This is a genomic window from Isoptericola sp. BMS4, from assembly GCF_011634835.1.
In the GTDB taxonomy this organism is placed as follows: Bacteria; Actinomycetota; Actinomycetes; order Actinomycetales; family Cellulomonadaceae; genus Isoptericola.
On record NZ_SIRP01000001.1, the window covers coordinates 3,070,049 to 3,096,869 of the forward strand.

At 75.5% G+C, this 26,821-nt stretch carries 23 protein-coding genes and 2 pseudogenes; 14 read left to right on the forward strand and 11 right to left on the reverse strand.

Features of this window, described 5'->3' with window-relative positions; genetic code table 11:
* Positions 1-44 precede the first annotated feature (44 nt).
* Positions 45-404: pseudogene (locus tag EYB28_RS20375) on the forward strand (histidine phosphatase family protein); the annotation flags it as partial.
* A 79-nt stretch (positions 405-483) separates the two neighbouring features.
* On the opposite strand, the gene EYB28_RS20380 reads toward EYB28_RS20375, so the two are convergent.
* Positions 484-1,239, reverse strand: coding sequence for a dienelactone hydrolase family protein (locus EYB28_RS20380; RefSeq protein WP_166848988.1), 756 nt, complete (start codon positions 1,237-1,239; stop codon positions 484-486).
* 211 nt (positions 1,240-1,450) lie between these two features.
* On the opposite strand from EYB28_RS20380, the gene EYB28_RS13915 reads away from it, so the two are divergent.
* Complete coding sequence (locus EYB28_RS13915; RefSeq protein WP_166848991.1) at positions 1,451-1,912, forward strand: GNAT family N-acetyltransferase; 462 nt, start codon at positions 1,451-1,453, stop codon at positions 1,910-1,912.
* Here EYB28_RS13915 and EYB28_RS13920 read toward each other — a convergent pair.
* Complete coding sequence (locus EYB28_RS13920; protein WP_205710923.1) at positions 1,896-3,260, reverse strand: MFS transporter; 1,365 nt, start codon at positions 3,258-3,260, stop codon at positions 1,896-1,898. The genes EYB28_RS13915 and EYB28_RS13920 overlap by 17 nt on opposite strands.
* Before the next feature lie 106 nt (positions 3,261-3,366).
* On the opposite strand from EYB28_RS13920, the gene eis reads away from it, so the two are divergent.
* The 5 genes from eis (at position 3,367) to mqo (ending at position 8,422) form a co-directional block, all read left to right on the forward strand.
* On the forward strand, positions 3,367-4,596 hold the full coding sequence (gene eis / locus EYB28_RS13925) for an enhanced intracellular survival protein Eis (protein WP_166848993.1): 1,230 nt from the start codon (positions 3,367-3,369) through the stop codon (positions 4,594-4,596).
* 201 nt (positions 4,597-4,797) lie between these two features.
* A complete protein-coding gene (locus EYB28_RS13930; protein WP_166848996.1) occupies positions 4,798-5,391 on the forward strand; it encodes a TetR/AcrR family transcriptional regulator in 594 nt (197 codons plus the stop codon).
* A complete protein-coding gene (locus EYB28_RS13935; RefSeq protein WP_166848999.1) occupies positions 5,388-6,065 on the forward strand; it encodes a pyridoxal 5'-phosphate synthase in 678 nt (225 codons plus the stop codon). Before EYB28_RS13930 ends, EYB28_RS13935 begins: the two co-directional genes overlap by 4 nt.
* Positions 6,062-6,742 (forward strand): maleylpyruvate isomerase family mycothiol-dependent enzyme, encoded by a 681-nt coding sequence (locus tag EYB28_RS13940; protein WP_166849002.1) that lies wholly within the window; start codon positions 6,062-6,064, stop codon positions 6,740-6,742. Before EYB28_RS13935 ends, EYB28_RS13940 begins: the two co-directional genes overlap by 4 nt.
* A gap of 117 nt (positions 6,743-6,859) precedes the next feature.
* Positions 6,860-8,422: a malate dehydrogenase (quinone) gene (gene mqo, locus EYB28_RS13945; protein WP_166849004.1), complete on the forward strand. Its 1,563-nt coding sequence runs from the start codon at positions 6,860-6,862 to the stop codon at positions 8,420-8,422.
* Between the two features lie 132 nt (positions 8,423-8,554).
* Here mqo and pntB read toward each other — a convergent pair whose 3' ends face one another.
* Genes pntB through EYB28_RS13960 form a run of 3 tightly spaced genes read right to left on the reverse strand, consistent with a single transcriptional unit; the run spans position 8,555 to position 11,669 of the window.
* Entirely contained in the window at positions 8,555-9,949 is a 1,395-nt protein-coding gene (gene pntB / locus EYB28_RS13950; RefSeq protein ID WP_166849006.1) for a Re/Si-specific NAD(P)(+) transhydrogenase subunit beta, read from the reverse strand.
* Positions 9,946-11,517, reverse strand: coding sequence for a Re/Si-specific NAD(P)(+) transhydrogenase subunit alpha (locus EYB28_RS13955; RefSeq protein ID WP_166849008.1), 1,572 nt, complete (start codon positions 11,515-11,517; stop codon positions 9,946-9,948). Before EYB28_RS13955 ends, pntB begins: the two co-directional genes overlap by 4 nt.
* A gap of 8 nt (positions 11,518-11,525) precedes the next feature.
* Complete coding sequence (locus tag EYB28_RS13960; protein ID WP_166849010.1) at positions 11,526-11,669, reverse strand: hypothetical protein; 144 nt, start codon at positions 11,667-11,669, stop codon at positions 11,526-11,528.
* Between the two features lie 180 nt (positions 11,670-11,849).
* Between EYB28_RS13960 and EYB28_RS13965 the strand changes: the two genes are divergently transcribed.
* The 6 genes from EYB28_RS13965 (at position 11,850) to EYB28_RS13990 (ending at position 20,427) form a co-directional block, all read left to right on the forward strand.
* On the forward strand, positions 11,850-12,572 hold the full coding sequence (locus EYB28_RS13965) for a rhamnogalacturonan acetylesterase (RefSeq protein ID WP_166849012.1): 723 nt from the start codon (positions 11,850-11,852) through the stop codon (positions 12,570-12,572).
* A gap of 58 nt (positions 12,573-12,630) precedes the next feature.
* The gene (locus tag EYB28_RS13970) at positions 12,631-13,653 is read left to right on the forward strand and encodes a LacI family DNA-binding transcriptional regulator (protein WP_166849014.1); all 1,023 of its coding nucleotides are present in this window, start codon (positions 12,631-12,633) and stop codon (positions 13,651-13,653) included.
* Positions 13,650-15,269 carry a UxaA family hydrolase gene (locus EYB28_RS13975; protein WP_166849016.1) on the forward strand — a complete coding sequence of 540 codons (1,620 nt, stop codon included), beginning with the start codon at positions 13,650-13,652 and terminating at the stop codon, positions 15,267-15,269. The genes EYB28_RS13970 and EYB28_RS13975 overlap by 4 nt, the downstream gene beginning before the upstream one ends.
* Positions 15,270-15,359: 90 nt before the next feature.
* Entirely contained in the window at positions 15,360-16,193 is an 834-nt protein-coding gene (locus tag EYB28_RS13980; RefSeq protein WP_166849018.1) for an HAD family hydrolase, read from the forward strand.
* Positions 16,194-16,261: 68 nt separating this feature from the next.
* Positions 16,262-16,609 carry a cupin gene (locus EYB28_RS13985; RefSeq protein ID WP_166849021.1) on the forward strand — a complete coding sequence of 116 codons (348 nt, stop codon included), beginning with the start codon at positions 16,262-16,264 and terminating at the stop codon, positions 16,607-16,609.
* A gap of 179 nt (positions 16,610-16,788) precedes the next feature.
* The gene (locus EYB28_RS13990; RefSeq protein ID WP_166849023.1) at positions 16,789-20,427 is read left to right on the forward strand and encodes an RICIN domain-containing protein; all 3,639 of its coding nucleotides are present in this window, start codon (positions 16,789-16,791) and stop codon (positions 20,425-20,427) included.
* Positions 20,428-20,488: 61 nt separating this feature from the next.
* Here the strand turns inward: EYB28_RS13990 and EYB28_RS13995 are convergent, their stop codons facing one another.
* The 4 genes from EYB28_RS13995 to EYB28_RS14010 form a co-directional block, all read right to left on the reverse strand.
* Complete coding sequence (locus tag EYB28_RS13995) at positions 20,489-21,325, reverse strand: class II fructose-bisphosphate aldolase (protein WP_166849025.1); 837 nt, start codon at positions 21,323-21,325, stop codon at positions 20,489-20,491.
* 63 nt (positions 21,326-21,388) lie between these two features.
* On the reverse strand, positions 21,389-22,363 hold the full coding sequence (locus EYB28_RS14000) for a 1-phosphofructokinase family hexose kinase (protein WP_166849027.1): 975 nt from the start codon (positions 22,361-22,363) through the stop codon (positions 21,389-21,391).
* Positions 22,360-23,319 (reverse strand): ROK family protein, encoded by a 960-nt coding sequence (locus EYB28_RS14005; RefSeq protein ID WP_240930565.1) that lies wholly within the window; start codon positions 23,317-23,319, stop codon positions 22,360-22,362. The genes EYB28_RS14000 and EYB28_RS14005 overlap by 4 nt, the downstream gene beginning before the upstream one ends.
* Complete coding sequence (locus EYB28_RS14010; protein WP_166849030.1) at positions 23,316-24,242, reverse strand: SIS domain-containing protein; 927 nt, start codon at positions 24,240-24,242, stop codon at positions 23,316-23,318. The genes EYB28_RS14005 and EYB28_RS14010 overlap by 4 nt, the downstream gene beginning before the upstream one ends.
* A 241-nt stretch (positions 24,243-24,483) precedes the next feature.
* Here EYB28_RS14010 and EYB28_RS14015 point away from each other — a divergent pair, with 241 nt between their 5' ends.
* On the forward strand, positions 24,484-25,302 hold the full coding sequence (locus EYB28_RS14015; RefSeq protein WP_166849032.1) for a DeoR/GlpR family DNA-binding transcription regulator: 819 nt from the start codon (positions 24,484-24,486) through the stop codon (positions 25,300-25,302).
* On the opposite strand, the gene EYB28_RS14020 is transcribed toward EYB28_RS14015, so the two are convergent.
* Both EYB28_RS14020 and EYB28_RS20385 read right to left on the reverse strand, forming a co-directional pair.
* The gene (locus tag EYB28_RS14020; protein ID WP_166849034.1) at positions 25,282-26,694 is read right to left on the reverse strand and encodes an arylsulfatase; all 1,413 of its coding nucleotides are present in this window, start codon (positions 26,692-26,694) and stop codon (positions 25,282-25,284) included. The two genes, EYB28_RS14015 and EYB28_RS14020, sit on opposite strands and share 21 nt — an antisense overlap.
* Positions 26,695-26,696: 2 nt before the next feature.
* Positions 26,697-26,821, reverse strand: a pseudogene (locus tag EYB28_RS20385) (carbohydrate ABC transporter permease); the annotation flags it as partial.

Sequence of the window (26,821 nt, forward strand, 5' to 3'; positions counted from 1 at the left end):
CGACCGGGCCGGTCGGCGCCGTGCGCGGGTGGCAGGATCGCCCGATGACCACCGACGAGCCCGACCCGCCGGCGCCGGTGCCCGGCGTCGTCCCCGCCCGTGACCGCACGGTCCACCTGGTCACCCACCCGGAGGCCACCCACCACGTCGACGGCCTGGTCGGCGGTCAGTTCGACTCCGACCTGACCGCGCGCGGCCACGCCGACGCGGCCCGCATCGCGGCCGAGCTGCGCCGGCGCGTCGACCAGGACCGTCGCGTCGCCGTCGTCACCTCGGACCTGCGACGGACCGCCCGGACGGCGGACGCGATCGGTACGGCCCTCGACGCCGGCCCGACGCAGGACGCCCGGCTCCGCGAGGCGTCCTACGGCGTCGCGGGCGGTCGCGACCAGGCGTGGCTCGACGCCCGGTCGCCGCGGCTCGACCCCGACGACGTAGCGCTCGCTGTCACATCCCGTCTCGGAAAGGACAGCGGGCGCTACGTCAGCATGCGATGGCGGCCCTGCCGAGATGGCGGGCGAAGAAGCGGACCGCGCTGCCGATCTCGTGCCGCGGCAGCTCCGCGTGCGCGCCCGGGTGGGCGTGCAGCGACTTGTCCGCCGCACCGAAGGCGTCGAACAGGGCGAGTCCTTCGTCGCGGGGCACGCGTTCGTCGTCCCACTGGAGCAGGAACCGGACCGGGACGGTGATCCGGCGGGCGGCCGGCGCCGAGGCCAGCGCACCGCCGAGCCCGAGCACCGCGGCCCGGACGCGCGGCTCGGCCGCGACGAACGGGATGCCGAGGCCGCAGCCGAGGGAGACGCCCCAGTAGCCGACCGGGCCGTCGCCGACGTGGTCGAGCCGCTGGACCGCGTCCAGCACCGCCCGCCACTCGGAGACGGTGCGCTCCGCGACCAGCGCCTGGAAGCGGGCGATCAGCGGGTAGAGGTCGGCGCCGGCATCGGCGCGGGCGCGGTTCTGTGCGGCGAGAGCGTCCAGCTCGTCGTCCTTCGGGCGGTCGCCGTGGCCGGGCACGTCGACCGCGACCGCCGCGAACCCGCAGTCCGTGACGAACCGGCGCGCTCGGGCCTCGACGCCCGGTGCGCGCTTGTGCTGGCCGCCGCCGTGGCCCATCAGGATCAGCGGGCGGGGGCCGGACGCGGATGCCGGCGACCACAGCACGCCGGGGATCTCGTCGAGGGAGAAGTGCTGCTCGCGGACGCCGTCGGACGACGTCGCGGGTTCGAGGTGAAAGCGCATGAGGGGACCCACCTTCGTGGTCGTGCCGCGGGCGCTCCCTATGCCGTGTGAGGAAGGGAGCCCCGACCTGTCTTCGTGCTGATCGGTCTCACCTCCCCCGGTTCTCGTGCTCGTCGTGCCGCGGTCTCGCGGCCGTGCTGCACAGCGCCGCGAAGGTACCACCGCCCGCAGGCCGTCCGCCCGCGAATATCGCGCTGGTAGGTTCGCCGCCGTGCCCGACTCCCCCGCCCCCGTCACGTTCCGGCCCGCCACCCGCGACGACCTTCCCCGCGTCGTGGAGCTCATCGCCGACGACGCCGTCGCCGCCGCGCGCACGGGCTCGTACGGCCCGGCGCACCTCGCGGGATTCGAGGCCATCGAGGCGAGCGCCAACGACGAGCTGGTCGTCGCCGAGCTGGACGGCGAGGTGGTGGGCACCATGCAGCTCACGTTCGTGCCCGGGATCTCGCGGAACGGCGCCACCCGCCTGCTGGTCGAGGCGGTGCGGGTCGACGCGCGACTGCGGGGCCAGGGGCTCGGCCGCGCGCTGATGGAGCACGCCCACGCCCGGGGCCGCGAGCGCGGGTGCGCCCTGGCCCAGCTCACGTCCGACAAGCAGCGCCCGGACGCGCACCGGTTCTACCGCTCGCTCGGGTACGCGCAGTCGCACGAGGGCTTCAAGCTGCCTCTCTGACGGCGGCCCCGCGGGCGCCGCGCGGGTCGCGGATCCCCACCAGGCTCACCAGGCCACCGGCGACGAGCAGCAGCGCCGTCACCAGCAGCGCCCGGTGGAACGACGCGACGTCGAGCACCCCGCCGACGATCACGCCCGCGAGCGCCACGGTCACCAACCCCGCCACGCGCGAGACGGCGTTGTTCGTCGCGGAGGCGATCCCGGCGTCGGCCGACGGCACCGCACCGAGGATCGCCGCGGTCAGCGGCGCGACCGTGATCGACAGGCCGAGTCCGAACACCAGCAGCCCCGGGAGCACCTGGGTCAGATAGGTGGCGCCCGCGTCCATCGTGAGCATGAGCAGGTACCCGCACCCGGCCACGACCGGCCCGAGCGTCATGAACCACCGGGGCCCGTACCTCCCGGCGAGCGTGCCGAACCGGGACGACAGCGCGAGCATCGCGAACGTGGCCGGCAGCTGCGCCACCCCGGCCTCCGTGGCGGAGTACCCGGCCACCTGCTGCAGGAACAGCGAGAGCACGAAGCCGCCGAACGCGAGGGCCCCGTACACGGCCACCGTGGCGACGTTGCCCCAGGCGAAGTTGCGGGCGGCGAACATCCGCAGCGGGAGCATCGGGTCGGTCACGACGCGCTCGCACATCACGAACGCCCCGAGCAGCACCACGCCGAGCACGAGGACGAGCCACTGGGCCTCGATGAGCCCGTACACGGCCGCCGCGAGGCCCGTCGCGGCGAGCGCCGCCCCGGGGACGTCGAGGCGCCGCCCCGTCGTCACGGCGCCGCCCGGGATGTCGCGCAGGAGCACGAGCGTCACGACGATCACCGGCACGTTGATCCAGAAGACCCACCGCCAGGACACGAGGTCGACGAGCCCCCCGCCGACGAACGGGCCGACGATCATCGCGGTGCCGGTCCAGGCGGTCCAGCGCCCGATGGCCCGCCCCTGCGCCTCGCCGTCGAACGCCCCGACGATCAGCGCCAGCGAGCTCGGGACGAGCAAGGCGCCGGCGACTCCCTGCAGCAGCCGGGCGAGCACGAGCACGGGCCCGGTCGGCGCGAGGGCGCACAGCACCGACGCGACGCCGAACCCCGCCAGCCCGATCGCGAGCACGCGGCGCCGCCCGTACAGGTCGGAGAGCGACCCCGCCAGCAGGATCAGCGCCCCGAGCGTGATCAGGTACCCGTCGACCACCCACTGCTGGAGGCTGAGGCGTTCTTCGCCGGTCCCGCCCAGCTCGTCGGCGATCGCGGGCAACGCGACGTTGACCACCGTCCCGTCGAGGAACGACACGAACGAGGCGAGGATCGCGACGAGCAGCACCCGCTGCCGCAGCCGTACGGTGTCCACCCGCCACACGCTACGGCGCGGCCGGGGGCTCGACCATCCGGTCGGCACGCCGGCGGCGGGCGAATATCCGGGTGCCGCGCGGCACCTGCCCGGCTAGCCTCGCGCCGTGACCCTGGAGATCCGCCGTTCCCGCCTCGCAGACGTCCCGGCCGCCCGCCGCCTCGGCGCCGAGGCGTTCGGGGTGCCCGACTCCCCGCCGCCGGAGCCCGAGCCGGACACGTGGCCGGCGGCGAACACCCGGCCGTGGGTCGCGCTCGACGACGGCGAGGTCGTCGCCGCGCTCGGGGTGCGCGCGTTCGCGTCGTGGTGGCACGGCACCCGGGTGCCGACGGCGGGCCTGGCGGGCGTCACGGTGGCGGCCGAGCGGCGCGGCTCCGGCCTGCTGCGCCCGCTCGTCGACACCGCGCTGGCGGAGGCCCGCGAGGCCGGCGACCTGGTCTCGACGCTGTACCCGTCGTCCGCGGGGATCTACCGCGGGCTCGGATACGAGGTGGTCGGCGCCTTCGAGGACGTGCGGTTCCCGATGGCGGCGCTCGCCGCCGTGCGCCCGCCCACCGGCGACGTGCGGGCGCGGCGGGCCACCGCGGCCGACGTGCCCGCGGTCCGGCGCGTCTACGAGGACTGGGCGTCGGCGCAGAACGGGCCGCTGTCCCGCGCCGAGGCGCCCTTCACGATGGAGCCGGACGAGATGGTCGGCCCGGACGCCGAGTACACCGGCGTCACGCTGGCGGTCACCGGTGCGGGGCCGGACGAGCGGGTGCTCGGCTTCGCGAGCTGGTCCCGCGGCGCCGGCTACGACCGCACGAACGCCCTCGAGGTCGACGACCTCGTCGCCCTGACGCCGGACGCCGCCCGGGTGCTGTGGCGCCTGCTCGGCTCGTTCGCCGCCGTCGCCGGGTCCGTGCAGGTCTCGACGTCGGGCGGCTGGTCGGGTCTCGACCCGGCGCGCCTCGTGCTGCCGGACCACGCCGCGTCCTCGGAGCCTCGCCCGTACATGCTGCGCCTGCTCGACGTGCCGGGAGCCCTCGGTGCCGCCGTCGTCGCGCCGGTGACCGCGCGCGTGCCGTTCGCCGTGGTCGACCCGCGGACGCCGGACCTGGAGGGAGCCTGGGTGCTGGAGGCCGCCGGGGCCCGGGTGGGCGTCACGCCGGACGACGGCGCGGTGCCGGGAGACCGGATGACGTTCACCTCCGCCGGGCTGGCCCAGTCGTACGCCGGCGCGCAGTCGACGGCGAACCTGCGGCTCGCGGGCGACCTCACCGGGCCGGCCAGGCACGACGCCGTCTGGGACGCCCTGTGGGGCGGCCGTCAGGTGCACGTGCGCGACTACTTCTGACGGCCGTCGAGCGTCCCGATCCGCGTCCGGTCGCGCGGGCGGCGCCGCGCTCGGGGCGGTGGTGGGCGCGCTCGTGCTGCGCGCGGTCTCGCGCCCGGGCGCACGACGCGCCCGTCCACCCCGCGACTGAGCGCCCTGAACGTCCTGCCCGTCCGGGCACCGGCGCTGGCCACCATACCTAGAGGTAGGTATGGTGGTCGCATGGCCACCGACACCGACGCGCGCGCCCGCCTCGTCACCGCGGCGCGCGAGCTCATCGCCGCCCAGGGCGTCGGCGCCACCAGCCCGCGCCAGGTGCTACGGGCCAGCGGCGTCGGACAGGGCAGCCTCTACCACCACTTCCCCACCAAGCACGACCTCGCCGCCGCCGCCGTCGGCGCCACCGTGGACGACGCGCTCGCCGCCGCCCGGCGCGACCTGGACCCCGGCCCGGACGCCGACGACGATCCCGTCGCCCGCGTCGTCGCCTACCTGGAGCGCCCCCGCGAGGCGCTCGCCGGCTGCAAGATCGGGCGGCTCACCAGCGACCAGGCCGTCATGGACGACGGCACCCTGCACGACGTGGTCACCGCCTACTTCGTCCGCCTGCTCGACGCCGTGACCGCGACCCTGCGCGAGGCGGACCTCCCCGAGGACGTCGCCCGGGACCGCGCGCACGCCGCCGTCGCGATCGTGCAGGGCGGCTACGTGCTCGCCCGCGCCACGGGCGACCCGGACGCGATGCGCGCCGCGGTGCGCGGCTTCGTCCACGTGCTCACCACCGGCCTCGCCCCCGACCGACAGGAGACCGCATGACGTTCCGCGACCGGCTGCGCGCCCTGCCCAGCTTCCCGCCCGGCCTGCCGCCCTTCGGCGTCGACCTCGACGACCTCGACAGCGCACCGCGGACACCCCAGGAGCTCTTCACCGCGTGGTTCGACGACGCCCTGGCCGCCGCCCTCCTCGCCCCGCACGCGACGACGCTCGCGACCGCCGGCCCCGACGGCGCCGTGCACGCGCGCACCGTGGTCCTCAAGGACGTCACGGACACGGGATGGTGGTTCGCCGGGCACGCGACCAGCCCCAAGGGGCGCGACCTCGCCGCCAACCCGCACGCCGCGCTCGTGTTCCTCTGGCGCGAGCTCGGCCGCCAGGTCCGGGTGGCGGGCACCGCCACCTCGGGCGGACCGGAGGCGAGCGCGGCCGACTTCCGCGCACGCCCCGAGGGGTCGCGCGCCGCGGGCCTCGTGGACCACCAGAGCGAGCCGCTGGGCTCGCGCGAGGAGTACTGGTCGGCGTTCGCCGCCGAGCTGGACCGCACCCGGCGCGACCCCGACGCCGTCGCCCCCGCATGGACCGCCTGGACGCTCGACCCGGTGGAGGTCGAGTTCTGGCAGGCGAGCGACGACCGCGGGCAGGCCCGCCTGCGGTACCGCAAGGACCCGAGCACCACCCCGACCGCCTGGACCAAGGAGCTCCTGTGGCCATGACCGACTCCCCCGCTCTCACGCACGCGCTGGACGACGCGGACGCCGCGCTCGGCACGCTGACCGAGGCCGTGCGCGACCTGCCCGCCGACGCCGGGGCGGCGCCGTCCGCCCTGCCGGGCTGGACGCGCGGGCACGTGCTCGCGCACGTCGCGAACGTGGCCGCCGCCCTGGCCCGGCAGGCCGAGTACGCCGCCCGCGGCGAGCGGATCGAGCCGTACGACGGCGGCAGGCCGGGACGTGACGCCGCGATCGAGGCGGCCGCGACCCGCGCGACCGGCGAGCATGTCGCCGCGCTGGAGACGGCGCGCGAGCGGCTGGCCGCGGCGTGGCCGGCCCCGGGCGACGCCCTGTGGTCCGCGCCGGTGGCGTACCGCGACGGCGTCCTGGCCGACGTCGCGCTCGCCTGGTGGCGGGAGGCCCGGATCCACGCCGTCGACGCCCTCGTCGGCCTGGGGCTCAACACGTGGGACGACGCGTTCTGCGCGCACCTGCGCGACTTCCTCGCGGTGCGGCTGCCCGACTACGGCGCGGGGCTGGAGCTGGTCGGCGACCGGCGCGACGTGGCGGCGTGGCTCGCCGGGCGCGAGCCGGCGGGGCCCGTCGAGGCCGTCAGGGAGGGGTCCGCCGTCCCGCTGCCCGACCTCGCCCCGTGGCCGTCCGCACCCTCGCCGCGATGACGCGGACGCGCTGACCTGCACCGTCGTCCGGAGCAGCTGTGACGTACATCACTGCAGGTCAGCGCGCCGTGTGAGGTTGCTCTCATTGTTTGTGACAGTTTTCACGCGCGTCGTAGCATGGCGGGCGTGACTCCTCGCGAAACGACACCAGGGACCCCGCTGGGATCCGACGTCGACGTCGTCCTCATCGGCGGCGGGATCATGAGCGCCACGCTCGGCACGCTGCTCCAGCAGCTGGAGCCGTCGTGGTCGATCCGCATCTACGAGCGCCTGGACGACGTCGCCCAGGAGTCCTCCAACCCGTGGAACAACGCCGGGACGGGGCACGCCGCGCTCTGCGAGCTCAACTACACGCCGGAGAAGGCGGACGGGTCGATCGACATCAGCAAGGCGGTGACGATCAACGAGCAGTTCGAGACCTCGCGCGAGCTGTGGCAGCACCTCGTGGCCACGGGGCGCCTCAAGGACGACTCGTTCCTGTCCCGCACCCCGCACATGACGTTCGTGCGCGGCGAGAATAACGTCGACTACCTGCGCCGCCGGCACGAGACCCTCAGCGCGCACCCGCTCTTCCGCGACCTCGAGCTCAGCACCGACCCGTCCACGATCGCCGGCTGGGCCCCGCTGCTCACGACCGACCGCGACCCGGACGAGCCGATCGCCGCCACCCGCGCCACGTCGGGCACCGACGTCGACTTCGGCAACCTCACGCGCCAGCTCGTCGACGGCCTCGTCGAAGGGGGCGCCGAGCTGAAGCTGCAGCACGAGGTGAAGAGCCTCAAGAAGACCAAGGACGGGCGCTGGCGCCTGAAGGTCAAGGACCGCTCCTGGAACGCCGTGAGGCGCACCAGCACCGTCACCGCGAAGTTCGTGTTCGTCGGGGCCGGCGGCGGCGCCCTGCCGCTCCTGCAGTCGGCCGGGATCCCGGAGATCAAGGGCTTCGGCGGGTTCCCCATCTCGGGCGAGTTCCTGCGCACCGCGGACCCCGAGGTCGTCGCCCGACACCAGGCCAAGGTCTACGGCAAGGCCGACGTCGGCGCCCCGCCGATGTCCGTGCCGCACCTGGACACCCGCGTCATCGACGGCCGGCAGTACCTCATGTTCGGCCCGTACGCCGGCTTCAGCCCCAAGTACCTCAAGAAGGGCAAGTACCTGGGCCTGGTCACGTCGCTGCGGCTGCACAACCTCACGTCGATGCTCGGCGCGGGGCTGAAGAACCTCGACCTCACCCAGTACCTCGTCGGCCAGCTCGCCGCCGCGCCGGAGACCAAGTTCGCCGCGCTGCAGCAGTTCATGCCGACGGCCAAGCCCGGCGACTGGGAGAAGATCACCGCCGGCCAGCGCGTGCAGGTCATCAAGCGCGACGCGGACGGCAAGGGCGTGCTGCAGTTCGGCACCGAGATCGTCTCGGCGGAGGACGGCTCGATCGCGGGCCTGCTCGGCGCCTCCCCCGGCGCGTCGACCGCGGCGTCGGCCATGGTGGACGTGCTCGAGAAGTGCTTCCCGTGGCGGTTCACCAAGTGGCGCCCCGAGCTCGCGAGCGTCATGCCGAGCCTGGACGGCGTGCCTGCCGACGCCAGCACTCTCGACGCGGCTCCGGCGCCCGAGGTGCCCTCCGTGCACGCCGACGGCGTCCTCGACGCCTCGGTGTACGAGTCACAGGCCTCCTCCCGCATCTGACCCCTACCGCCCCGCAGAGTTGTCAGGGTGAGCGCCAGGTATACCTCGCGCTCGGCCTGACAACTACCACTGCTGGGGAGTTGTCAGAGTGAGCGCGGCATATGTCTCGCGCTGAGTCTGACAACTGGTGGTTCAGAGGGCCTGGACGATCTTGTCCACCTGCTCGCGCGCGTCGCCGAAGAGCATCGCCGTGTTCTCCCGGAAGAACAGCGGGTTGGCCACACCCGCGTAGCCGGTGGCGAGCGAGCGCTTGAACACGACGACGTCGCGCGCCTTCCACGCCTCGATCACCGGCATCCCCGCGATGGGCGACGCCGGGTCGTCCTGCGCGGCGGGGTTGACGGTGTCGTTCGCGCCGACCACCAGGACGACGTCGGTCGTCGGCAGGTCCGGGTTGATCTCGTCCATGCCGAGTACCACGTCGTACGGCACCCGCGCCTCGGCGAGCAGCACGTTCATGTGCCCGGGCAGCCGCCCGGCCACGGGATGCACGGCGAACCGGACCTCCACGCCGCGCGCCCGCAGCCGCTCGGCGAGCTCCGCGACCGGATGCTGGGCCTTGGCCACCGCCATCCCGTAGCCGGGCACCACGACCACGGACCGCGCGGCGGTGAGCAGGCCCGCGACGGCGTCGGGAGAGGTCTCGTGCACCTCGCCCTCGGCGCCGGCGGCGCCCGCTCCGGGGCCGGAGCCCGTCGCGCCGAACCCGCCGAGGACGACGGACCAGAACGACCGGTTCATGGCCCGGCACATGAGGTAGCTGAGGATGGCGCCGGACGCGCCGACGAGGGCCCCGGTGACGACGAGCAGGTCGTTGCCGAGCGTGAACCCGGCGGCGGCCGCGGCCCAGCCGGAGTACGAGTTAAGCATCGACACCACGACGGGCATGTCGCCGCCGCCGATCGCGGCGACGAGGTGCCAGCCGAGCGCGAGGGCGAGGATCGTCATCGCCACGAGGGGCGCGACGCCCGCCCCGCCGGCGACGAACCACGCCAGCAGGGCCGCGCACAGCACCAGCACCAGCAGGTTGAGGGCGTTGCGGGCGGGCAGCGTGAGCGGTGCCGAGGGCAGCCGCCCGGAGAGCTTGCCGAACGCCACCACCGACCCGGTGAACGTCACGGCGCCGATGAGCACGCCGAGGAACACCTCGACCCGGTGCACGACGTCGCCCGCCGGGGCCGTGAGGTACGAGCCGTAGCCGACCAGCACCGCCGAGAGCCCGACGAAGGAGTGCAGCAGCGCGATGAGCTCGGGCATCTGCGTCATCTCGACGCGGCGGGCCCGCCACGTGCCGACGGCGGCACCGACCACGAGCACCAGCAGGATCAGGCCGGCGGTCACGGGCCAGGGGCGGGCCGAGCGCTCCAGGGCGAGCGCGACCGTGGCGACGATCGCGAGCGCCATGCCGACCATGCCGAGCACCGTCCCGCGGCGGGCCGTGGTCTGCGCGGACAGGCCCGCGAGCGACCCGACGAACAGCAGCGCCGCCACCAGGTAGGCCGCCTGGGCGACGGACGTCGCGGTCACGGCCCGTCACCGCCCGCCCGGAACATGCCGAGCATCCTCCGGGTGACGAGGAACCCGCCGAACACGTTGATGCTCGCGAGCGTCGCGGCGACCACCGCGAGCGTCGTGACGAGGGGCGAGTCGTCGCCGATCTGCAGCAGCGCGCCGACCAGGATGATGCCGCTGATCGCGTTGGTCTGGGACATCAGGGGCGTGTGCAGGGCGTGCGTCACGTGGGAGATCACGTAGAAGCCGACCACGACGGCGAGGGCGAACACGGTGAGGTGCCCGACGGCGTCGGGCGGGGCGGCGGCGGCGAGCAGCGCGACGGCCACGGCGCCGAGGCCGGCGAGCACGGCGCGGCGACGGCTCCGCAGGGGCGCCGGGGCCGGCGCTGCGGGCGCGGACGAGGTGCCGGGCGTCTCGTGCTCCGCGGCCGGAGCCGGGGCCGGGGCCGCCGAGACCGTGACCGGGGGCGGCGGCCACGTCACCTCGCCGCCGGCGGTCACGGTCATGCCGCGGACGACGACGTCGTCGGCGTCCAGGACGGGCCGCCCGTCCCGCCCCGGGGTGAGGAGCGTGAGCACCCCGACGACGATCCCGCCGACGAGGCGCGACGAGTGCCGGCCCAGCCGCGCGGGCAGGTCGGTGTACCCGAGCACCACGACGCCGCCGGCGGTGACGACGCGCTCCCCGGGCACGGTGAGCTCGCAGTTGCCGCCGCCGGGGGCGGCGAGGTCCACGACCACGGACCCCGGTCGCATGGCCTCGACCGCGGCGCGCGTGAGGGTGGTCGGCGCGGTGCCGCGCACGAGCGCGGTGGTGACGACGACGTCGGCCGCGGACGCCTCGTCGGCGTAGACGCGCAGCGCGGCGGCCTCCTGCTCGTCGGTGAGCGCCGCGGCGTAGCCGTCGGCGCTGACCGTCTGCGTGGCGTCGGCGGCCCGCACGGCCGTGGCGCCGAGGGACTCGATCTGGTCGGCGGCCTCGGGCCGGACGTCGAAGGCGCGCACCTCGGCGCCGAGGCTCACCGCCGTGCCGATCGCCGCCAGCCCGGCCACGCCGGCACCGATGACGAACACCCGGGCGGGCGGCGTCGTCCCGGCGGCGGTGACCTGCCCGGCGAACATGCTGTCGAGCTCCTCGGCGGCCTCGACGACGGCCCGGTACCCGGCCACGTTGGACAGCGCGGACAGGACGTCCAGCGACTGGGCCCGGGAGATGCGGGGCACCGCGTCCAGGGCGAGCGCGGTGACCTCGCGCGCGGCGAGCGCGGCGAGCAGCTCGGGGCGGGCCGCCGGGGCGAGCCGGGAGACGAGGACGGCGCCCGGCCGCAGCAGGTCGAGCTCGTCGGCGCCGGGCGGGTCGAGCGTCACGACGACGTCCGCCGCCCAGGCCTCGGCCGGGCCGACCAGGCGTGCCCCGGCGGCGTCGTACGCGTCGCGCTCGGCCGCCGGGCCCACGGTCCCGGCGGCCGAGCGTTCGACGAGCACCTCGTAGCCGAGGTCGGCGAGGGTTCCGGCGGCCTCGGGGGTGACGGCGGCGAGCCGGGGGTCGGACCCGGCGGCGCGGGGCGCGCCCAGGCGCACGGCGGGCCTCAGCCGTCCGTACAGAGCGGGTCGGCGTGGCCCCCGCGCGGCGCGCCCCGCAGGTGCTCCGCGCGCTCCCGGTGGACCTCGTCGACGACGGCGGGCCGGGGCGGCGCCTCCAGGAGGCGGGCGGGGATCGGAGGGCGGGGCACGGGACCTCCTCGGGCCGGGGTGACCTGCGGCGGGACGGTGGGCCCGCCGAGGGTGTCGGACGAGCCCGACGCTACGCCCGGGCGCCGGGTGCGCGCGCGTCGTCGTCCCGGCGCGCCAGTCCGTCCGGGACGCTAGGGTGCACGGCAAGCGCTTCCCGACGCCCCCCCAGGAGGAACACCGTGCCCGACTCCCCCGCCCGCAGCGTCCACGTCGTCGGCGACTCCACCGCCGCCCCCAAGGGCGCGGGCGCCGCGCCCGAGACCGGCTGGGGCATGGCCCTCGGCTACTACCTCGCCGACGGCGTCGCGGTGGCGAACCACGCGCGCAACGGCCGCAGCACGCGCAGCTTCGCCGCCCAGGGCCTCCTGGACGCCGCCCTCGACGCCGTGCGGCCGGGCGACGTCTTCCTCGTGCAGTTCGGGCACAACGACGCCAAGGAGTCCGACCCGGAGCGCTTCACCGAGCCGTGGTCGACCTACGCCGCGAACCTGCGCGACTACGTCGCCCGGGCGCGCGACGCGGGCGCCGTCGCCGTCCTGGCGACGCCCGTCGAGCGGCGCAGCTTCGACGACGACGGCTGGGCGCTGCCGTCCCACGGGGAGTACCCGGACGCGATGCGGTCGGTGGCGGACGACCTCGACGTGCCGCTCGTCGACGTCCAGCGCGCCTCGCTCGCCCTGTGGCAGGAGCTCGGCCCGCGGACGACCGCGGAGTACTTCCTGCACGCCCCGGACGGCCGCAAGGACAACACGCACTTCAACCCGCCCGGTGCCGGCGCGATCGCGCGGATCGTGGCCACCGGGCTGCACCGCGCGGACGTGCTGGCCGACCACGAGGTGCGCCGCCTCGACGAGGAGGTGCCGGCGGAGTGGTTCGCCTGGCTGCCGCAGGACCCGGCGTGACGGTGCGGTAGTCTGGAACGAGTTGGAACCGGTTCCAGACTTTGCCTCGGGAGGACGCATGGTCACCTTGCGCGACGTCGCGCGGGCGGCGGGCGTGTCCCTGGCCACGGCCTCCCGGGCGCTGAGCGACGCCCCGCACGTCTCGGCCGGCAACCGCGAGCACGTGCTCCGCACCGCCGACGAGCTCGGCTACCGCCCGCACCACGCCGCCCGCTCGCTGACCACCGGCAGCACGGCCACGGTCGGGCTCGTCGTGCCGGACCTCGCCAACCCCTTCTTCGCCGCGGTCGCCAAGGGCGTGCAGGCCCGCGCCCGCGAGACGGGCCGCGAGGTGCTGGTCGCCGACACGGACGAGGACGCCACGCTCGAGCAGGACGTCGTGGGGCGGCTCGGCGCGCGCGTCGACGGGCTCGTCCTCTGCTCGCCGCGCATGCCGTCCGACGCGCTCGCGACGCACGCCGCGAGCGGCAGGGTGGCGCTGGTCAACCGCGAGGCGCCCGGCGCGCCGTCGATCTCCTTCGACATCGCCGACGGCGTCCGCCAGGCCGTCGCGCACCTGCGCGCCCTCGGCCACCGCGACGTCGCCTACGCGGGCGGGCCGCGCTCGTCCTGGTCGGACGCCGAGCGCCGCACCGCGCTGGCGGGCGTCACCGGGGGCGGCACCGGCGACGTGCTGGACCTGGGCAGCTTCCGGCCCACCCACGGCGGAGGCGTCCAGGCCGCGGACCTCGCGCTGGCCGCCGGCGCGACCGCGGTGCTGTGCTTCAACGACCTGGTCGCCCTGGGCGTCCTGGCGCGCCTGCACGCGCGCGGGGCGCGCACCCCCCAGGACGTCTCCGTCGTCGGGTTCGACGACGTCGCCACCGCCGCCCTCGTGACCCCGGCGCTGACCACGGTGGCCGTGCCGCTCGCCCGCGCCGGGCGCGAGGCGGTCGACCTGCTCGGCGCGGGCGCGATACCGGACGCGCCGCCCGCGCACCGCCGACTGCCCGTCGAGCTCGTCGTCCGCGCCTCGACGGCACCCGCGCCCGCCGGCTCCTCCCCCACCCGCACCGCCGATCCCGAGGTCGTGATCCGATGAGCATCACCCCCAGTCGCCCCCTGCTGCCCCTGAGCCCCGTCGCCGCGGCGGTCGCCGCGGGCGACGAGGCGCCCCTGCCCGGCGTCGTGGACCTCGCCGAGGTCGCGCTGCTGCTGCGCCCCGACGACGACGTCGCGGTGGCGACCCGGCAGGTCCCCGCGGGCACCGCGGTGCGGCTCGGCGACGGCACGACGGTGACGACGACGGGCACGCTGCCCCGCGGCCACAAGCTGGCCGTGCGCGCCGTACCCGGCGGCGGCGAGGTGCACAAGTACGGGCAGTCGATCGGGCGGGCGAAGGGCGCCATCGCGCCCGGCGAGCACGTGCACGCCCACAACCTCGGCATGGACGACGGCGCGCGCGCCTACGAGTTCGGCACCACCCGCACGACGCTGCCCGCGCCCGCGCGCCGGGACACGTTCGCCGGCTACCGCCGCTCCGACGGCCGCTGGGGGACGCGCAACTACGTCGGCATCCTCACCTCGGTGAACTGCTCGGCGTCCACCGCCCGGCTGATCGCGGACCAGTTCCGCGGGCCGGTGCTCGACGCATACCCGCACGTGGACGGCGTCGTCGCGCTCACCCACGACACCGGGTGCGGGCTCGTGCCGACGTCCGAGGGCGCCCAGGTGACGCTGCGCACGCTGCGCGGCTACGCGACGCACCCGAACATGGCGGGGCTGCTCGTCGTCGGGCTGGGCTGCGAGATGCTGCCGGGCAGCGCCGTGCTCGACGGCGCCGCGCTGCGCGACGACCTGCCGGTGCGGACCCTGACCATCCAGGAGACCGGGGGCATCCGAGCGACCGTGCGCGCGGGCGTGGCCGCGATCACCGAGATGCTGCCCGAGATCGACGCCCTGCGGCGGACCGAGGCTCCGGCCTCCGAGCTGGTGCTGGGCCTCAACTGCGGCGGCTCCGACGGGTTCTCCGGGATCACGGCGAACCCGGCGCTCGGGCACGCGTCCGACCGGCTCGTGGCGCAGGGCGGCACGTCGATCCTCGCGGAGACGCCGGAGGTCTTCGGCGCCGAGCACCTGCTGCTGCGCCGCGCCGTGTCCGAGGACGTGGGCCGGCGGCTGCTGGACCGCCTCGACTGGTGGCAGGACTACGCGGCGGCCGGCGGCGGCACGCTCGACAACAACCCGTCGCCCGGCAACAAGGCGGGCGGCCTGACCACGATCCTCGAGAAGTCCCTCGGGGCCGTGGCCAAGGCCGGCACCGCCGACCTCGTCGCCGTGCACGAGTACGCCGAGCCCGTCACCGAGCGCGGCATGACGTTCATGGACACCCCCGGCTACGACCCGGTCTCCGTGACCGGCATCGTCGCCGGCGGCGCGACCGTCGTCGTCTTCACCACCGGGCGCGGCTCGGTGCTCGGCTGCAAGCCGACCCCGTCGATCAAGGTCGCGACGAACTCCGACACCTACCGGCGCATGAGCGAGGACATGGACCTCGACGCGGGCCGGATCGTCGAGACCGGCGCCTCGGTGGAGGAGGTCGGCGACGAGCTCTTCGCCATGATCCTCGCCGTGGCGTCCGGCGAGCAGACCGTCTCCGAGGAGCTCGACCTCGGCGCCGACGAGTTCGTGCCCTGGCAGCTCGGCGCCGTCACCTGAGCCCGGCCGGTGGGACGGCCGCCGGACCGTCCCGCGGCGGCGGCTAGGCTGGGCGTCCCGCGCCGTCGAAGCACTGGAGGTCTGGCGCACGTGACTGGCTCGAGGACGCTGGCGATCTTCCTGGACGTGGACGGCACCTACGCCGACCGAGGCGTGGTGCCCGAGGCGCACGTGCAGGCGGTGCGCAGCGCACGCCGCGCCGGGCACCGGGTGCTGCTGTGCACGGGCCGCCCCGCGTCGATGCTGCCGGACCCCCTCCTGGACGCCGGCTTCGACGGCGTCGTGGCGTCGGCGGGCGCCTACGTGCGGCTCGACGGCGAGGTGCTCGCCGACCGGCGCTTCCCGGCGGGCCTCGCGGCCGACGTCGTGCGTGTGCTCGACGAGCACGGCATCGCCTACCTGCTCGAGACGCCCGAGGCGGTCTACGGACCCGTCGGCCTCGACGACCGACTCGTCGTCCGCGGCGACGCGGCCCCGTCCGAGATCCTCGACGTCCTGCGCATGCCCGGGGACCTGAGCGACGTCGAGTTCGCGAAGATCAGCTACTTCGACGCCCCGCTCACGCTCGACGCCCTGCGCGACCGGCTCGGCCCCGAGGTCGACGTGCTCCCGAGCTCGTACGCCGACGGCGGGGCGCACGCCGGCGAGATCCAGCTCTCGCGGGTGCACAAGGCAGTCGGCGTCGAGACCGTCGTGACGCACCTCGGCCTCACCGCCGCCGACGTGGTCGCCGTCGGCGACGGGCACAACGACACGGAGATGCTCGCCTACGCGGGCCACGCCGTCGCCGTGGAGGGCGCGCCGCCCGCGCTCCTGGCCTCGGCCGACCTCCTGGTCCCCGGCCCCGCGGGTCACGGCGTCGCTCTCGCCTTCGAGCGGCTGGGGCTGCTCGATGCCGCTAGCATCCCCGGCAGGAGCAGCTGACCCGCGACCCGACCCACCGTGCCGACCCACCGACGACGACGTCGGCCGGACGCCCACCAGGAGGACGCATGGCGAACCTCGACCAGCTCACCGAGACCCATCTCGCCACGGCACGGTCGGCCGAGCACGGCCGCAGCGCCGAGATCCTCGTCCACGACGGCCCGCTGCGCCAGACGGTCATCGCGCTGGCGGCGGGCGTCGAGCTCGGCGAGCACAACTCCCCGCCGGCCGCGTCGGTCCAGGTGCTGCACGGACGGGTGCGGGTGACCGCGCTCGACGCCGGCGACGAGGACGTCGGCGTCGGCGAGCTGCGGGTGCTCACCCACGACCGGCACGCCGTCCGGGCCCTGACGGACGCGGCGTTCCTGCTCACCACGGTGACGGGCTTCGACTGGCCCGGCTCCCCCACGGCCTGACCCCGCCGTCGGCACCGGCCCGACGACGCCCCGCGGGCCCGACCCGGACACCCGGGGCGGGCCGTCGGCCTGCCCTCAGCCCCTCGACGCCACCGCGCCCGCCCCTGGCGCACGGTGGCGCCATGCTCTAGCGTGCGGAACGTTGGCTGATCGTTACTGACGCAAAGGAGCACAGTTCGATGAGATCCGATCACCGCAGGCCCGGTCACGGGTCACCCCCCGCACGACGCCGGCTGGCGGGCGGCGGCGCCGCGGCGCTCGTGGCCGCCGCGCTCGCCGTCCCCGCCACGGCCGCGGCGGACACCGCCCAGGACGGCGCGGCCGCCGCCGACGCGAGCTCGCTCGGCCCGATCACGGACGTGGCCGCCGACGGGGACACCTGGACGTTCACCGCCGGGGACGCCGCGCTGCGCGTCACCGTCGCCGCCGACGACGTGCTGCACGTCGAGATGGCGCCCGACGGACAGTTCACCGACCCCGACGCCGACCCTGAGGACCCGGACGCGCCCGACGCCGACATCGTCGTCGGCGAGCCCGAGGGCGCCGAGGCCACGCTCACCGAGACCGACGACGCGTACCTGCTGGCCACCGACGCGGCCACGCTCACGGTGACGAAGGACCCGGCGACCCTGCACCTCGCGGACGCCGACGGCACCACGCTGCTGTCCGAGACGGCGCCGCTGTCGTGGTCCGCCGACGGCACGACCCAGTCGCTCGCCCGCGGCGCGGACGAGCAGTTCTTCGGCGGCGGCATGCAGAACGGCCGGTTCAGCCACCGGGGCGAGGAGATCACGATCTCCCGCGACTACAACTGGGACGACGGCGGCAACCCGAACGCCTCGCCGTTCTACCTGTCGAGCCACGGCTACGGGGTGCTGCGGCACACGTTCGCGCCCGGCACCTACGACTTCGACGCGCCGGTGCGCACGACGCACGAGGAGCAGCGCTACGACGCGTACCTCTTCGTGGGCGACACCCGCGAGGTGCTCGACGACCTCACGGCGCTCACCGGCCGGCCCGCCATGCTGCCGATGTACGCGATGGAGCTGGGCGACGCCGACTGCTACCTGCACAACGCCAACCGCGGCGAGCGCGAGACCCTGCGCGACGCCACCGCCGTCGCCGACGGCTACCGCGAGCACGACATGCCGCTGGGCTGGATGCTCGTCAACGACGGCTACGGCTGCGGTTACGAGGACCTCGGCGCCACCGGCGACATGCTCGCCGACCACGGCGCCGAGCTCGGCCTGTGGACCGAGTCGGACCTCACGGAGCAGGAGTCCGAGGTCGCGGCCGGGGTCCGCGTGCGCAAGACGGACGTCGCCTGGGTCGGCCCCGGCTACCGGTTCGCGCTCGACGCCTGCGAGCAGGCGTCCGACGGCATCACGGACTTCAGCGCCGACCGGTCCACCGTGCTGACCGTCGAGGGCTGGGCCGGGACGCAGCGCTGCGGCGCCGTGTGGAGCGGCGACCAGTCCGGGTCGTGGGAGTACATCCGCTGGCAGATCCCGACGTACGCGGGCACGTCGCTCTCGGGCCAGCCCACGTCGACGGGCGACGTCGACGGCATCTTCGGCGGCAGCCCCGAGACGTACGTGCGCGACCTGCAGTGGAAGATGCTGCTGCCGATGACGTACGCGATGAGCGGCTGGGCGGCCAGCGACAAGCAGCCGTGGCGGTACGGCGAGCCGTACACGTCCATCAACCGCACGTACCTGCAGCTGCACGAGCGGCTGCTGCCCTACCTGTACACGTACGTGGCCGAGGGCCACAAGACCGGGCTGGGCGCCACCCGCCCGCTGTACGTGAATTACCCCGAGGACCCGAAGACCTGGGGCGACGACGTGAAGTACGAGTTCCTCGCCGGTGACGACCTGCTCGTCGCCCCCGTCTACGAGGACTCCACCACCCGCGACGGCATCTACCTGCCGGCCGGGCGCTGGGTCGACTACTGGACCGGACGTGTCTACGACGGCGAGCAGACGCTCGACGGGTACCACGCGCCGCTCGACACGCTGCCCCTGTTCGTGCGCGCCGGCGCGATCGTGCCGATGTTCGACGAGGGCACGCTCGACTGGGCGCAGGGCAAGGAGTCGGGCCACCTGGACCTCGACGTCTACCCGCAGGGCGACTCGACGTTCACGGCCTACGAGGACGACGGCCGCTCCCAGGAGCACGCGGACGGCGCGTCGGCGCGGCAGCGTTTCGACGTCTCCGCGCCGGAGATCGGCGCCGGCCCCGTGGAGGTGACGATCGGGGCGCTCGACGGCGACTACGCCGGCCGGCCCGACGCCCGGACCTACGGGCTCACCGTGCACACCGACAAGTCGCCGGACACGGTGCGGCTCGGGCGGGACGCGCTGCCCGAGCTCGGCGATCCCGAGCGCGACGGCACGGGCTGGTGGTACGACGCCGCCACGGGCGTCGTGCACGTGACCACGCCGGCGCTGGACACGTCCGCCGCCGCGACGGTCCGGATCACGGGTGCCGCCGCCGTCGGCGGCACGCACCCGGGCGAGCGTGCCGTGGACCTCGGGCTCGACGCGCCCGCGATCGCCGCGGCCGGCGAGGAGCTGGCCGTGACCGCCACGCTGGGCAACGGCACCGGCAAGCCGCTGGACGTCACCGGCGCCGCGCTCACCGCGCCGGAGGGCTGGGCGGTGACGGGCCCCGAGCCCGCCGCCGTCGAGGACGTGCCGGACGGCGGGACGGCCACCGTCACGTTCCAGGTGACGCCGCCGGACGAGGTCGAACCCGGCTCCGTCGAGCTCGCGGCGACGGCGGACTACGTCGTGCGCGACACGGTGCGCACCCTTGGCGCGAAGACGTCGACGACGGTCGCGCACGGCGAGCTCGCCGACGCGTTCGACAACGTGGGCATCACGACCGCCGACGACCCCGCGCCGGGCGACATCGACGGCGGAGGGTCCAGCTTCCTCGCCGGCAGGCTCGCCGAGCAGGGCGCCACCCCGGGGGCGCAGCTCACGTTCGACGGGTTCGACTTCACCTGGCCCGACGTCACGCCCGGCACGCCGGACAACGTCGCGTCGTCCGGCCAGACGGTGCGGGTCTCCGGGCAGGGCAACGCCCTGGCGTTCCTGGGCACGGGCACCAGCGGGTCCGCCGCCGGCACCGCCACGGTGCACTACGCGGACGGCTCCACGAGCACCGGGACCCTCGGGTTCGCGAACTGGTGCTGCCTGGCGCAGGACAGCTACGGGTCGCAGACCGTGATCCGCACGCTGGGCAAGAACACCCCCGACGGCCCGGCCTACCCGAGCGTCGAGTACCGGGTGTACACCTCGGCGATCCAGGTCGACGAGACCAAGGAGGTCGTCGCGGTCACCCTGCCGGGCAACGCGGCGGTGCACGTGTTCGCGCTCGACGTCGGGACCACGGAGTTCGCCCCGCCGCCGGTCGCGGACGGCCAGTACCGGCTCACGAACGCCGGCACCGGCCTGTCCCTCGCCGCGCCCGGCAACGAGAGCACCCAGGTGGTCACCGCCGAGGCGTCGACCGACGCCACGCAGAAGTGGATCCTGGAGCGGCGGGACGACGGCTCGTACGAGGTGCGCAACGCGGCCAGCGGGCAGTGCCTCGACGTGTTCTGGAGCTCGCGCGAGGCGGGCGCTCTCGTCGGGCAGTACTCGTGCTCGGGCGGCCCGAACCAGAGCTGGACCGTGACCGCGGACGACGGCGCGCTGACGCTCGCCGCCAAGCACAGCGGGCTGGTGCTGAGCGTCGACGGGTCGGGCGCGGCCGTGCAGGTCGAGCCCACCGACGACGCCACGCAGCGGTGGGAGCACAGCGCCTCGTGACCCAGCGCTCGTGACGACGGCGTGTGCCCCGGGACCGGCTCGGTCCCGGGGCACACGCACGTCACTCCCCCGCGAAGAGGCGCAGCAGCCGGGCGGCCTCCGCCGCGACGGCGTCGCGGCCGGCGCGCACGTACTTCCGCGAGTCGACGACGTCGGGGTGCGCGGCGAGGTGGTCGCGCACGGCCGCGGTGAACGTCTTGTTGAGCTGCGTGGAGACGTTGATCTTGGTCATCCCGGCACGGATCGCGGCCGCGAGCACGTCGTCGGGGACGCCCGAGGAGCCGTGCAGGACCAGCGGGACGTCGAGGGCGTCGCGCAGCTCACCGATGAGGCCGAGGTCGAGGGCGGCGGTGCGCTCCGTCATCGCGTGGGACGAGCCGACGGCCACGGCGAGGGCGTCCACGCCCGTGTCGGCGACGAAGCGCACGGCCTCGCCGGGGTCCGTGCGCACGCCGGGCGCGTGCGCGCCGTCCTTGCCGCCGATCCTCCCGAGCTCCGCCTCCACGGCCACCCCGGCGGTGCGCGCGTGCGCGACGACGCGGGCGGTGGCAGCGACGTTCTCGGCGTAGTCCAGGGTGGAGCCGTCGAACATCACCGAGCCGAAGCCGAGGTCGACGGCGGCACGCGCGAGGTCCTCGTCCTCGGCGTGGTCCAGGTGCACGGCCACGGGGGCCGCGGAGCCGCGGGCCAGCTCCAGGCACGCGAGCGCGAGCGGCTCGAGCGCACCGTGGTAGGCCACGCAGTTCTGCGACACCTGCAGCACCACGGGCCGGCCGGCCTGCTCGGCCGCGGCCACGAGGGCCTCGGCGGTCTCCAGGTGGACGACGTTGAGCGCGCCCAGGCCGGTGCCCTCGGCGACGGCGGCGTCCAGGAGGTCGGCGGTGGGGGTCAGGGGCATCGAGGGCTCCTCGGGTCGGTCGTGGTGGGGGCGGGACGCGGGGAGACCCCGGTGGCCGCCGGGTCAGGACGGGTCGAGGACGACGTCGCGGGCCAGCTCGCGGTAGCCGGGGGCGAGCTCGCCGGCGAGGGGCGCCAGCACGGCGGCCGCGGACCAGGCGACGGCACGGCGCAGCAGCGCCCGCAGGGCGGCGTCGCCGGCGGTGTCGCCGATGTCGTCGGGACCGGGCGCCCCGCTCGCGGCCGACAGCGTCACGGCCGCCGCCGCGACGGCCGCGTCGCCGGCGCCCGTGGGGTTGCCCTTCAGGGGTCCAGCACCGTCGCGGAGGCGCGCGCGGACGACGGCGTCGGGCCGCTCCGCGCGCACCGCGAGCATCCCCTCGCCGCCGAGGGTCACGACGACGTGGCGCGCGCCCGCGTCGAGCAGGGCCCTCGCGCCGACAGCCGGGTCGGACGTGCCGGTGGTGGCGGCGAGCTCGTCCCGGTTGGGCTTGACGAGGTCGGCGCCGGCCGCGCAGGCGGCGAGCAGCGGCTCGCCGACGGCGTCCACGAGGGCGGGGACCCCGGCCTCGTGCGCACGGCGGACGAGGTCGCCGTAGAAGGCGGCGGGCGCGCCGGGCGGCAGGCTGCCGGAGGCCACGAGGCACGTCGCGCCGTCCAGGCTCGCGGCGACCGCCGCGTGCAGCCCGGCGAGCTCTCCCGGCGCGAGGGCCGTGCCGTGCTCGTTGAGGATCGTGGTGTCGCCGGCCGCGCGGTCGACGATCGCGACGCTGCGGCGCGTCTCGGCGCCCACCGGGACGGCGCGGTAGGGCAGGCCGGAGGCGTCCAGGTCGGCGACCAGGTCCCGCCCGGCGGTGCCGCCCGCGGTGACCACGGCCAGGGCGTCGTGCCCGTCCTGCCGCAGCACCCGGGCGACGTTGACGCCCTTGCCGCCGGCGCGGATGCCGGGCGCGTCGACGCGCAGCGAGGTGCCGGACGTCAGCGCGGGCACGACGTAGGTGACGTCGACGGCGGGGTTCGGCGTGACGGTGACGATCATCCGTGGTCCTCCGTGAGGAGCTCCCGGGCGCGCAGGGCGGCGCCCAGCACCCCGGCGTCGCCGCCGAGCTGCGCGGGGGCGAGGAGGGGCCGCCGGTGGTAGGTCAGCAGGGCGTCCAGGCGCTCGCCCAGGGGGACGAGGAGCGCGTCGCCGGCGTGCGACAGCCCGCCGCCGAGGACGATCACCTGGGGCGCGACCAGGGCGACGGCGTGCGAGAGCCCGAGGGCGAGGCCGTCCAGCGCCTCGTCCCAGACGGCCGCGGCCGGGGCGTCCCCGGCCTCGACGGCCGCCAGCACCTCCCGGGCCCCCGGCACGTGCGTGCCGGTGCGGGCGGTGTACCGGCGCGCGATCGCGGCCGCGGACGCGACCGCCTCCAGGCAGCCGCGCCCGCCGCAGACGCAGCCCGGGCCGTCGGCCACGCGCGCGTGGCCGATCTCGCCCGCCATCCCGCCGCCGCGGTAGGGCCGCCCGTCGAGCAGCACCGCCGCGGCGATCCCGGTGCCGAGCGTGACCACGAGGGCGTCGCGGAACCCGGCGGCCGCGCCGCAGCGGAGCTCGGCCCACCCGGCGGCGGCGACGTCGTGCCCCACCGCGACGGGCAGGCCGAGACGCGCGGTGGCCGCCGCCGCGAACGGCATGTCCCGCCAGCCGAGGTTCTCCGACCAGACGCCCACCCCGGCGGCGTCGTCCACCACGCCCGGCACCACGAGCCCGAGCGCGGCGGGGGCGACGTCGGGGTGCCGCTCCGCGAGCTCGGCCGCCACGGCGGCCGCCTCCTCGACGACGCGCTGCCCGGTCCGGTCCCCGTCGCGAGGCGTCGGGCGCCGCACCACGGCACGCACGACGCCGTCGGCGTCGACCAGCGCGCTCTTGGTGTCGGTGCCGCCGACGTCGACGGCGAGCACGGCCGGCCCGGGCCCGAGCGCCGGGGCGGCGGCGCCCCCGTCGTCGCTCACGATCCCTCGAGCACGACCGACCGGGACAGGTGACGCGGCCGGTCGGGGTCGAGGCCGCGGCGACGTGCCCGCTCGAGCGCGACGGCGTGCACGCGCACGAGCTCCGCCAGCGGGTCGGCCCGGCGGTGCTCGAAGTGCGCCCCGGTGGCCGTCGTGTCCTGGTCGATCCCGGCGGGCATCGCTCCGAAGCCCCACGTCACGCGGCCCGGCGCGGCGATCGCGATGGGCCCGTGCCGGTACTCCATCGCCGGGTACGACTCGGTCCACGACTGGGACGACTCGCGCATCTTCAGCGCGGCCTCGTGCGCCAGCCCGACGGTCCAGCCGGAGCCGAGGAACGTGTACTGCTCCGCGTCGACGAGCACGTCCGGCAGGGTCTCGCCCAGCACGGCACGGGCGTCGTCGGCGGCCGGGGCGAGATCCTGGCCGAGCGCGGCGCGCAGGTAGGCGAGCGCCGTCGTGGCGAACCGGGTCTGCACCACGGAGCGCTCGTCGGCGAACGGCAGGGCGACGACGTCGTCGACGAGGTCCGCGAACGGGGTCCCGACGGCGCCCAGGACCCCCAGGGTGCGCACCCGGCCGCGCAGGCGGTCGACCAGCTCGAGCACCTCGGTGGTCGTTCCCGAGCGGGTGATCGCGACGACGGCGTCGTACCCGCGCCCGACGAGGGCGTCCGGAGCGGCCTCGGACGCGGCGAAGGCGTCCGTGACGCCCTGCCCGGCGGTCTCACGCGCCGCCGCGTACGACTGCGCCATGAACCACGACGTCCCGCAGCCGACGACGGCGACGCGTTCGCCCGCCGTGGGCGCCGCCCCGCCGGCGGCCACCATGGCCGCCGCCTGCTCCCAGGTCTCGGGCTGGCTGGCCAGCTCGGCCGCCATGTGAGCGCCGGGAACGTGCCCGGTCGATGGTGCCTGAGTCATCGTTCTCCTTCGGGGTCATGGTGAGTCTCGCAGATCCCATCCTGCCACACTGGTGAGCGAAAGTGAGCGTGTTTCCGCTTAACGCATCATTCCATGCAACGCCTCGTGCGGCGCGACGCGGCCTCGCTGCCTGGTGCCGGCCGCGCGGATGGGCGATGATCAGGACTTCCGCGCGCGTCGACGCGCGCGGGCGCCGTGATCGCACCGACCGCCGGACGTGCCCGAGGAGGCCACACCCACGATGACCCAGCAGCAGCGTCTCAACCAGGTGCTCGAGCTCCTGAGCGAGCGGGGCAGCGTCTCCATCGCCGAGCTCTGCGACGACCTCGGCGTCTCCGTGGCCACCGCCCGGCGCGACCTCAACGCGCTCGCCGACCAGCGCCTCGTCACCCGCACCCACGGCGGGGCGACCGCGCTCGGCTCCGGGTACGAGCTGCCGCTGCAGTACAAGATCGGGCGCCAGGCGGACGCCAAGCGCGCCATCGCCCGGGCCGCCTGCGAGCTCGTCACCCCGGGCAGCACCGTCGGGCTCAACGGCGGCACCACGACCAGCGAGGTCGCCCGGGAGATCGGACGCTCGGAGCACCTGCCCAGCGCCGGCGACGTCCCCGGCGTCACCATCGTGACCAACGCGCTGAACATCGCCTACGAGCTCTCGGTGCGCGAGCACGTGCGGATCGTCGTCACGGGCGGCGTGCCCCGGCGGCTGTCCTACGAGCTGGTAGGGCCTCTCGTCGGGGCGACCCTCGCCGACGTCTCCCTCGACCTCGCGATCCTCGGCGTCGACGGCCTCGGCGGACGCTTCGGTGCCACGACCGTCCACGACGGCGAGGCCGAGGCCAGCCGGAGGATCGCCGCGGCGGCGCGGCGCGTCGTCGTCGCCGCCGACGCGACCAAGCTCGGCCGGTCGACCTTCGCGCGGATCTGCCCGCTGACGGATGTCGACACCCTCGTCACGGACGGGCCCGTCCCGGCCGAGGTGGCCGACGAGCTCGCCGCGGCCGAGGTCGAGGTGATCGTCGCGGAGCCGGAGCCCCGGTCAGGCGGGAAGGACGGGTGACACGGGGCGCCCGGGCACCAGCTCGTCCCCCGCGACGAAGCCCTCGGGCCGGTCGCGCAACCGTGCGGTGAGTTCGGCCCGGCACTCGGCGAGCACCGGGGATCCACCGTCGGCGAGATCGTGCAGTTCGTCGGGGTCGGTGGCCAGGTCGAAGAGCTGCTCGCGGCCGTCCTCGCTGCGCCACACGTACTTCCAGCGACCGTCGGTGAGCCACTGGACGCTCCCGCCCATGCCCGGGACATGCACCGTGTGCTCGCCGTGCAGCCAGGACCGCCGCCGCCCGGCGAGCGCGTCCAGGCCTTCGACGCCCGGCGGGACCTCCACCCCGGCCAGGCCGAGCAGCGTCGGCATGACGTCGCGCAGCTCGACGACCCGGTCGTCGACGCCCGGCTCGACGCCGGGCCCGCTCACGACGAACGGGATCCGTGCGGACCCCTCGTACGGCAGCGACTTCCGGTAGAGGTGGTGGTCCCCCATCATCTCGCCGTGGTCGGAGGCGAACACGATGACCGTGTCGTCCCTCTGCTCCTCGCCCAGCACCTCCAGCAGCCGGTTGACCTGGTGGTCGATGTGCGTCATGTGGCCGTAGTAGCCGGCGCGGGTGCGCCGCGACTGCCGCGGCGGCAGCTCCAGGTACGGGGAGGCGGGGTCGGCCGGGTCGCCGGCCGACCCCCAGATCTCCGGTGCCCAGTCCCCGACCGGCGGGTCGGGCATGGGCGCGTCCAGGTACTGCTGGAACGCCCAGGCCGGCGGGTCGTACGGCGGGTGCGGGCGGTGGTACGAGGCGAAGAGGAAGAACGGCCGGTCGCGGTCGCGCGTCCGCAGGAACTCGACCGCGCGCTGGGTGACCCAGTTCGTCGGGTGCTGCCACTCGGGCTTGTCCCACGGTCGCGCGACGGTGCTGTTGCAGTCCACGCCGTGCTCGGCGTAGTCCGCGTCGTCCCGCCCCGTGACGGCGCGCAGCCAGGGGACGTAGTCGTCCACCTCGGCGAGGTCGGTCGCGTGGCGCCGCGCGAAGTGCAGGTACCCGTCGTGCAGCTCCACCGACTCGAACCCCAGGTCGTGGCGTTCCGGGTACGTGTGGAGCTTGCCCACGGCGTGCGTGCGGTAGCCCGCCCGGGTGAGCTCGCCCGCGAGCGTCGTCTCGTAGTCCCACGGGACGCCGTCCTGATACCCGACCCGCCCGTGCGTCCGCGCGCTCTGCCCGGTCATCAGCGACGCGCGCGCCGGGATGCAGGACGGGTTCGCCGAGTAGGCGCGGGTGAAGCGCCGCCCGGTCGAGGCCCATCGGTCGATGAAGGGCGTCTCCACCACCGGATGGCCCGCGGCGGACAGGCAGTCGCCGCGCCACTGGTCGGTGAACACCACGAGGACGTTCGGGTTGTCGGTCATGGCTACTTCATCGTCCCCTGAGTGACGGAGCCCTGGAGCTGGCGCTGGAAGATCAGGTAGGCGACGAGCACCGGCACGATGGTGATGACCACGGCGGCGAACATCGCCCCGAAGTCGACCGCGTACC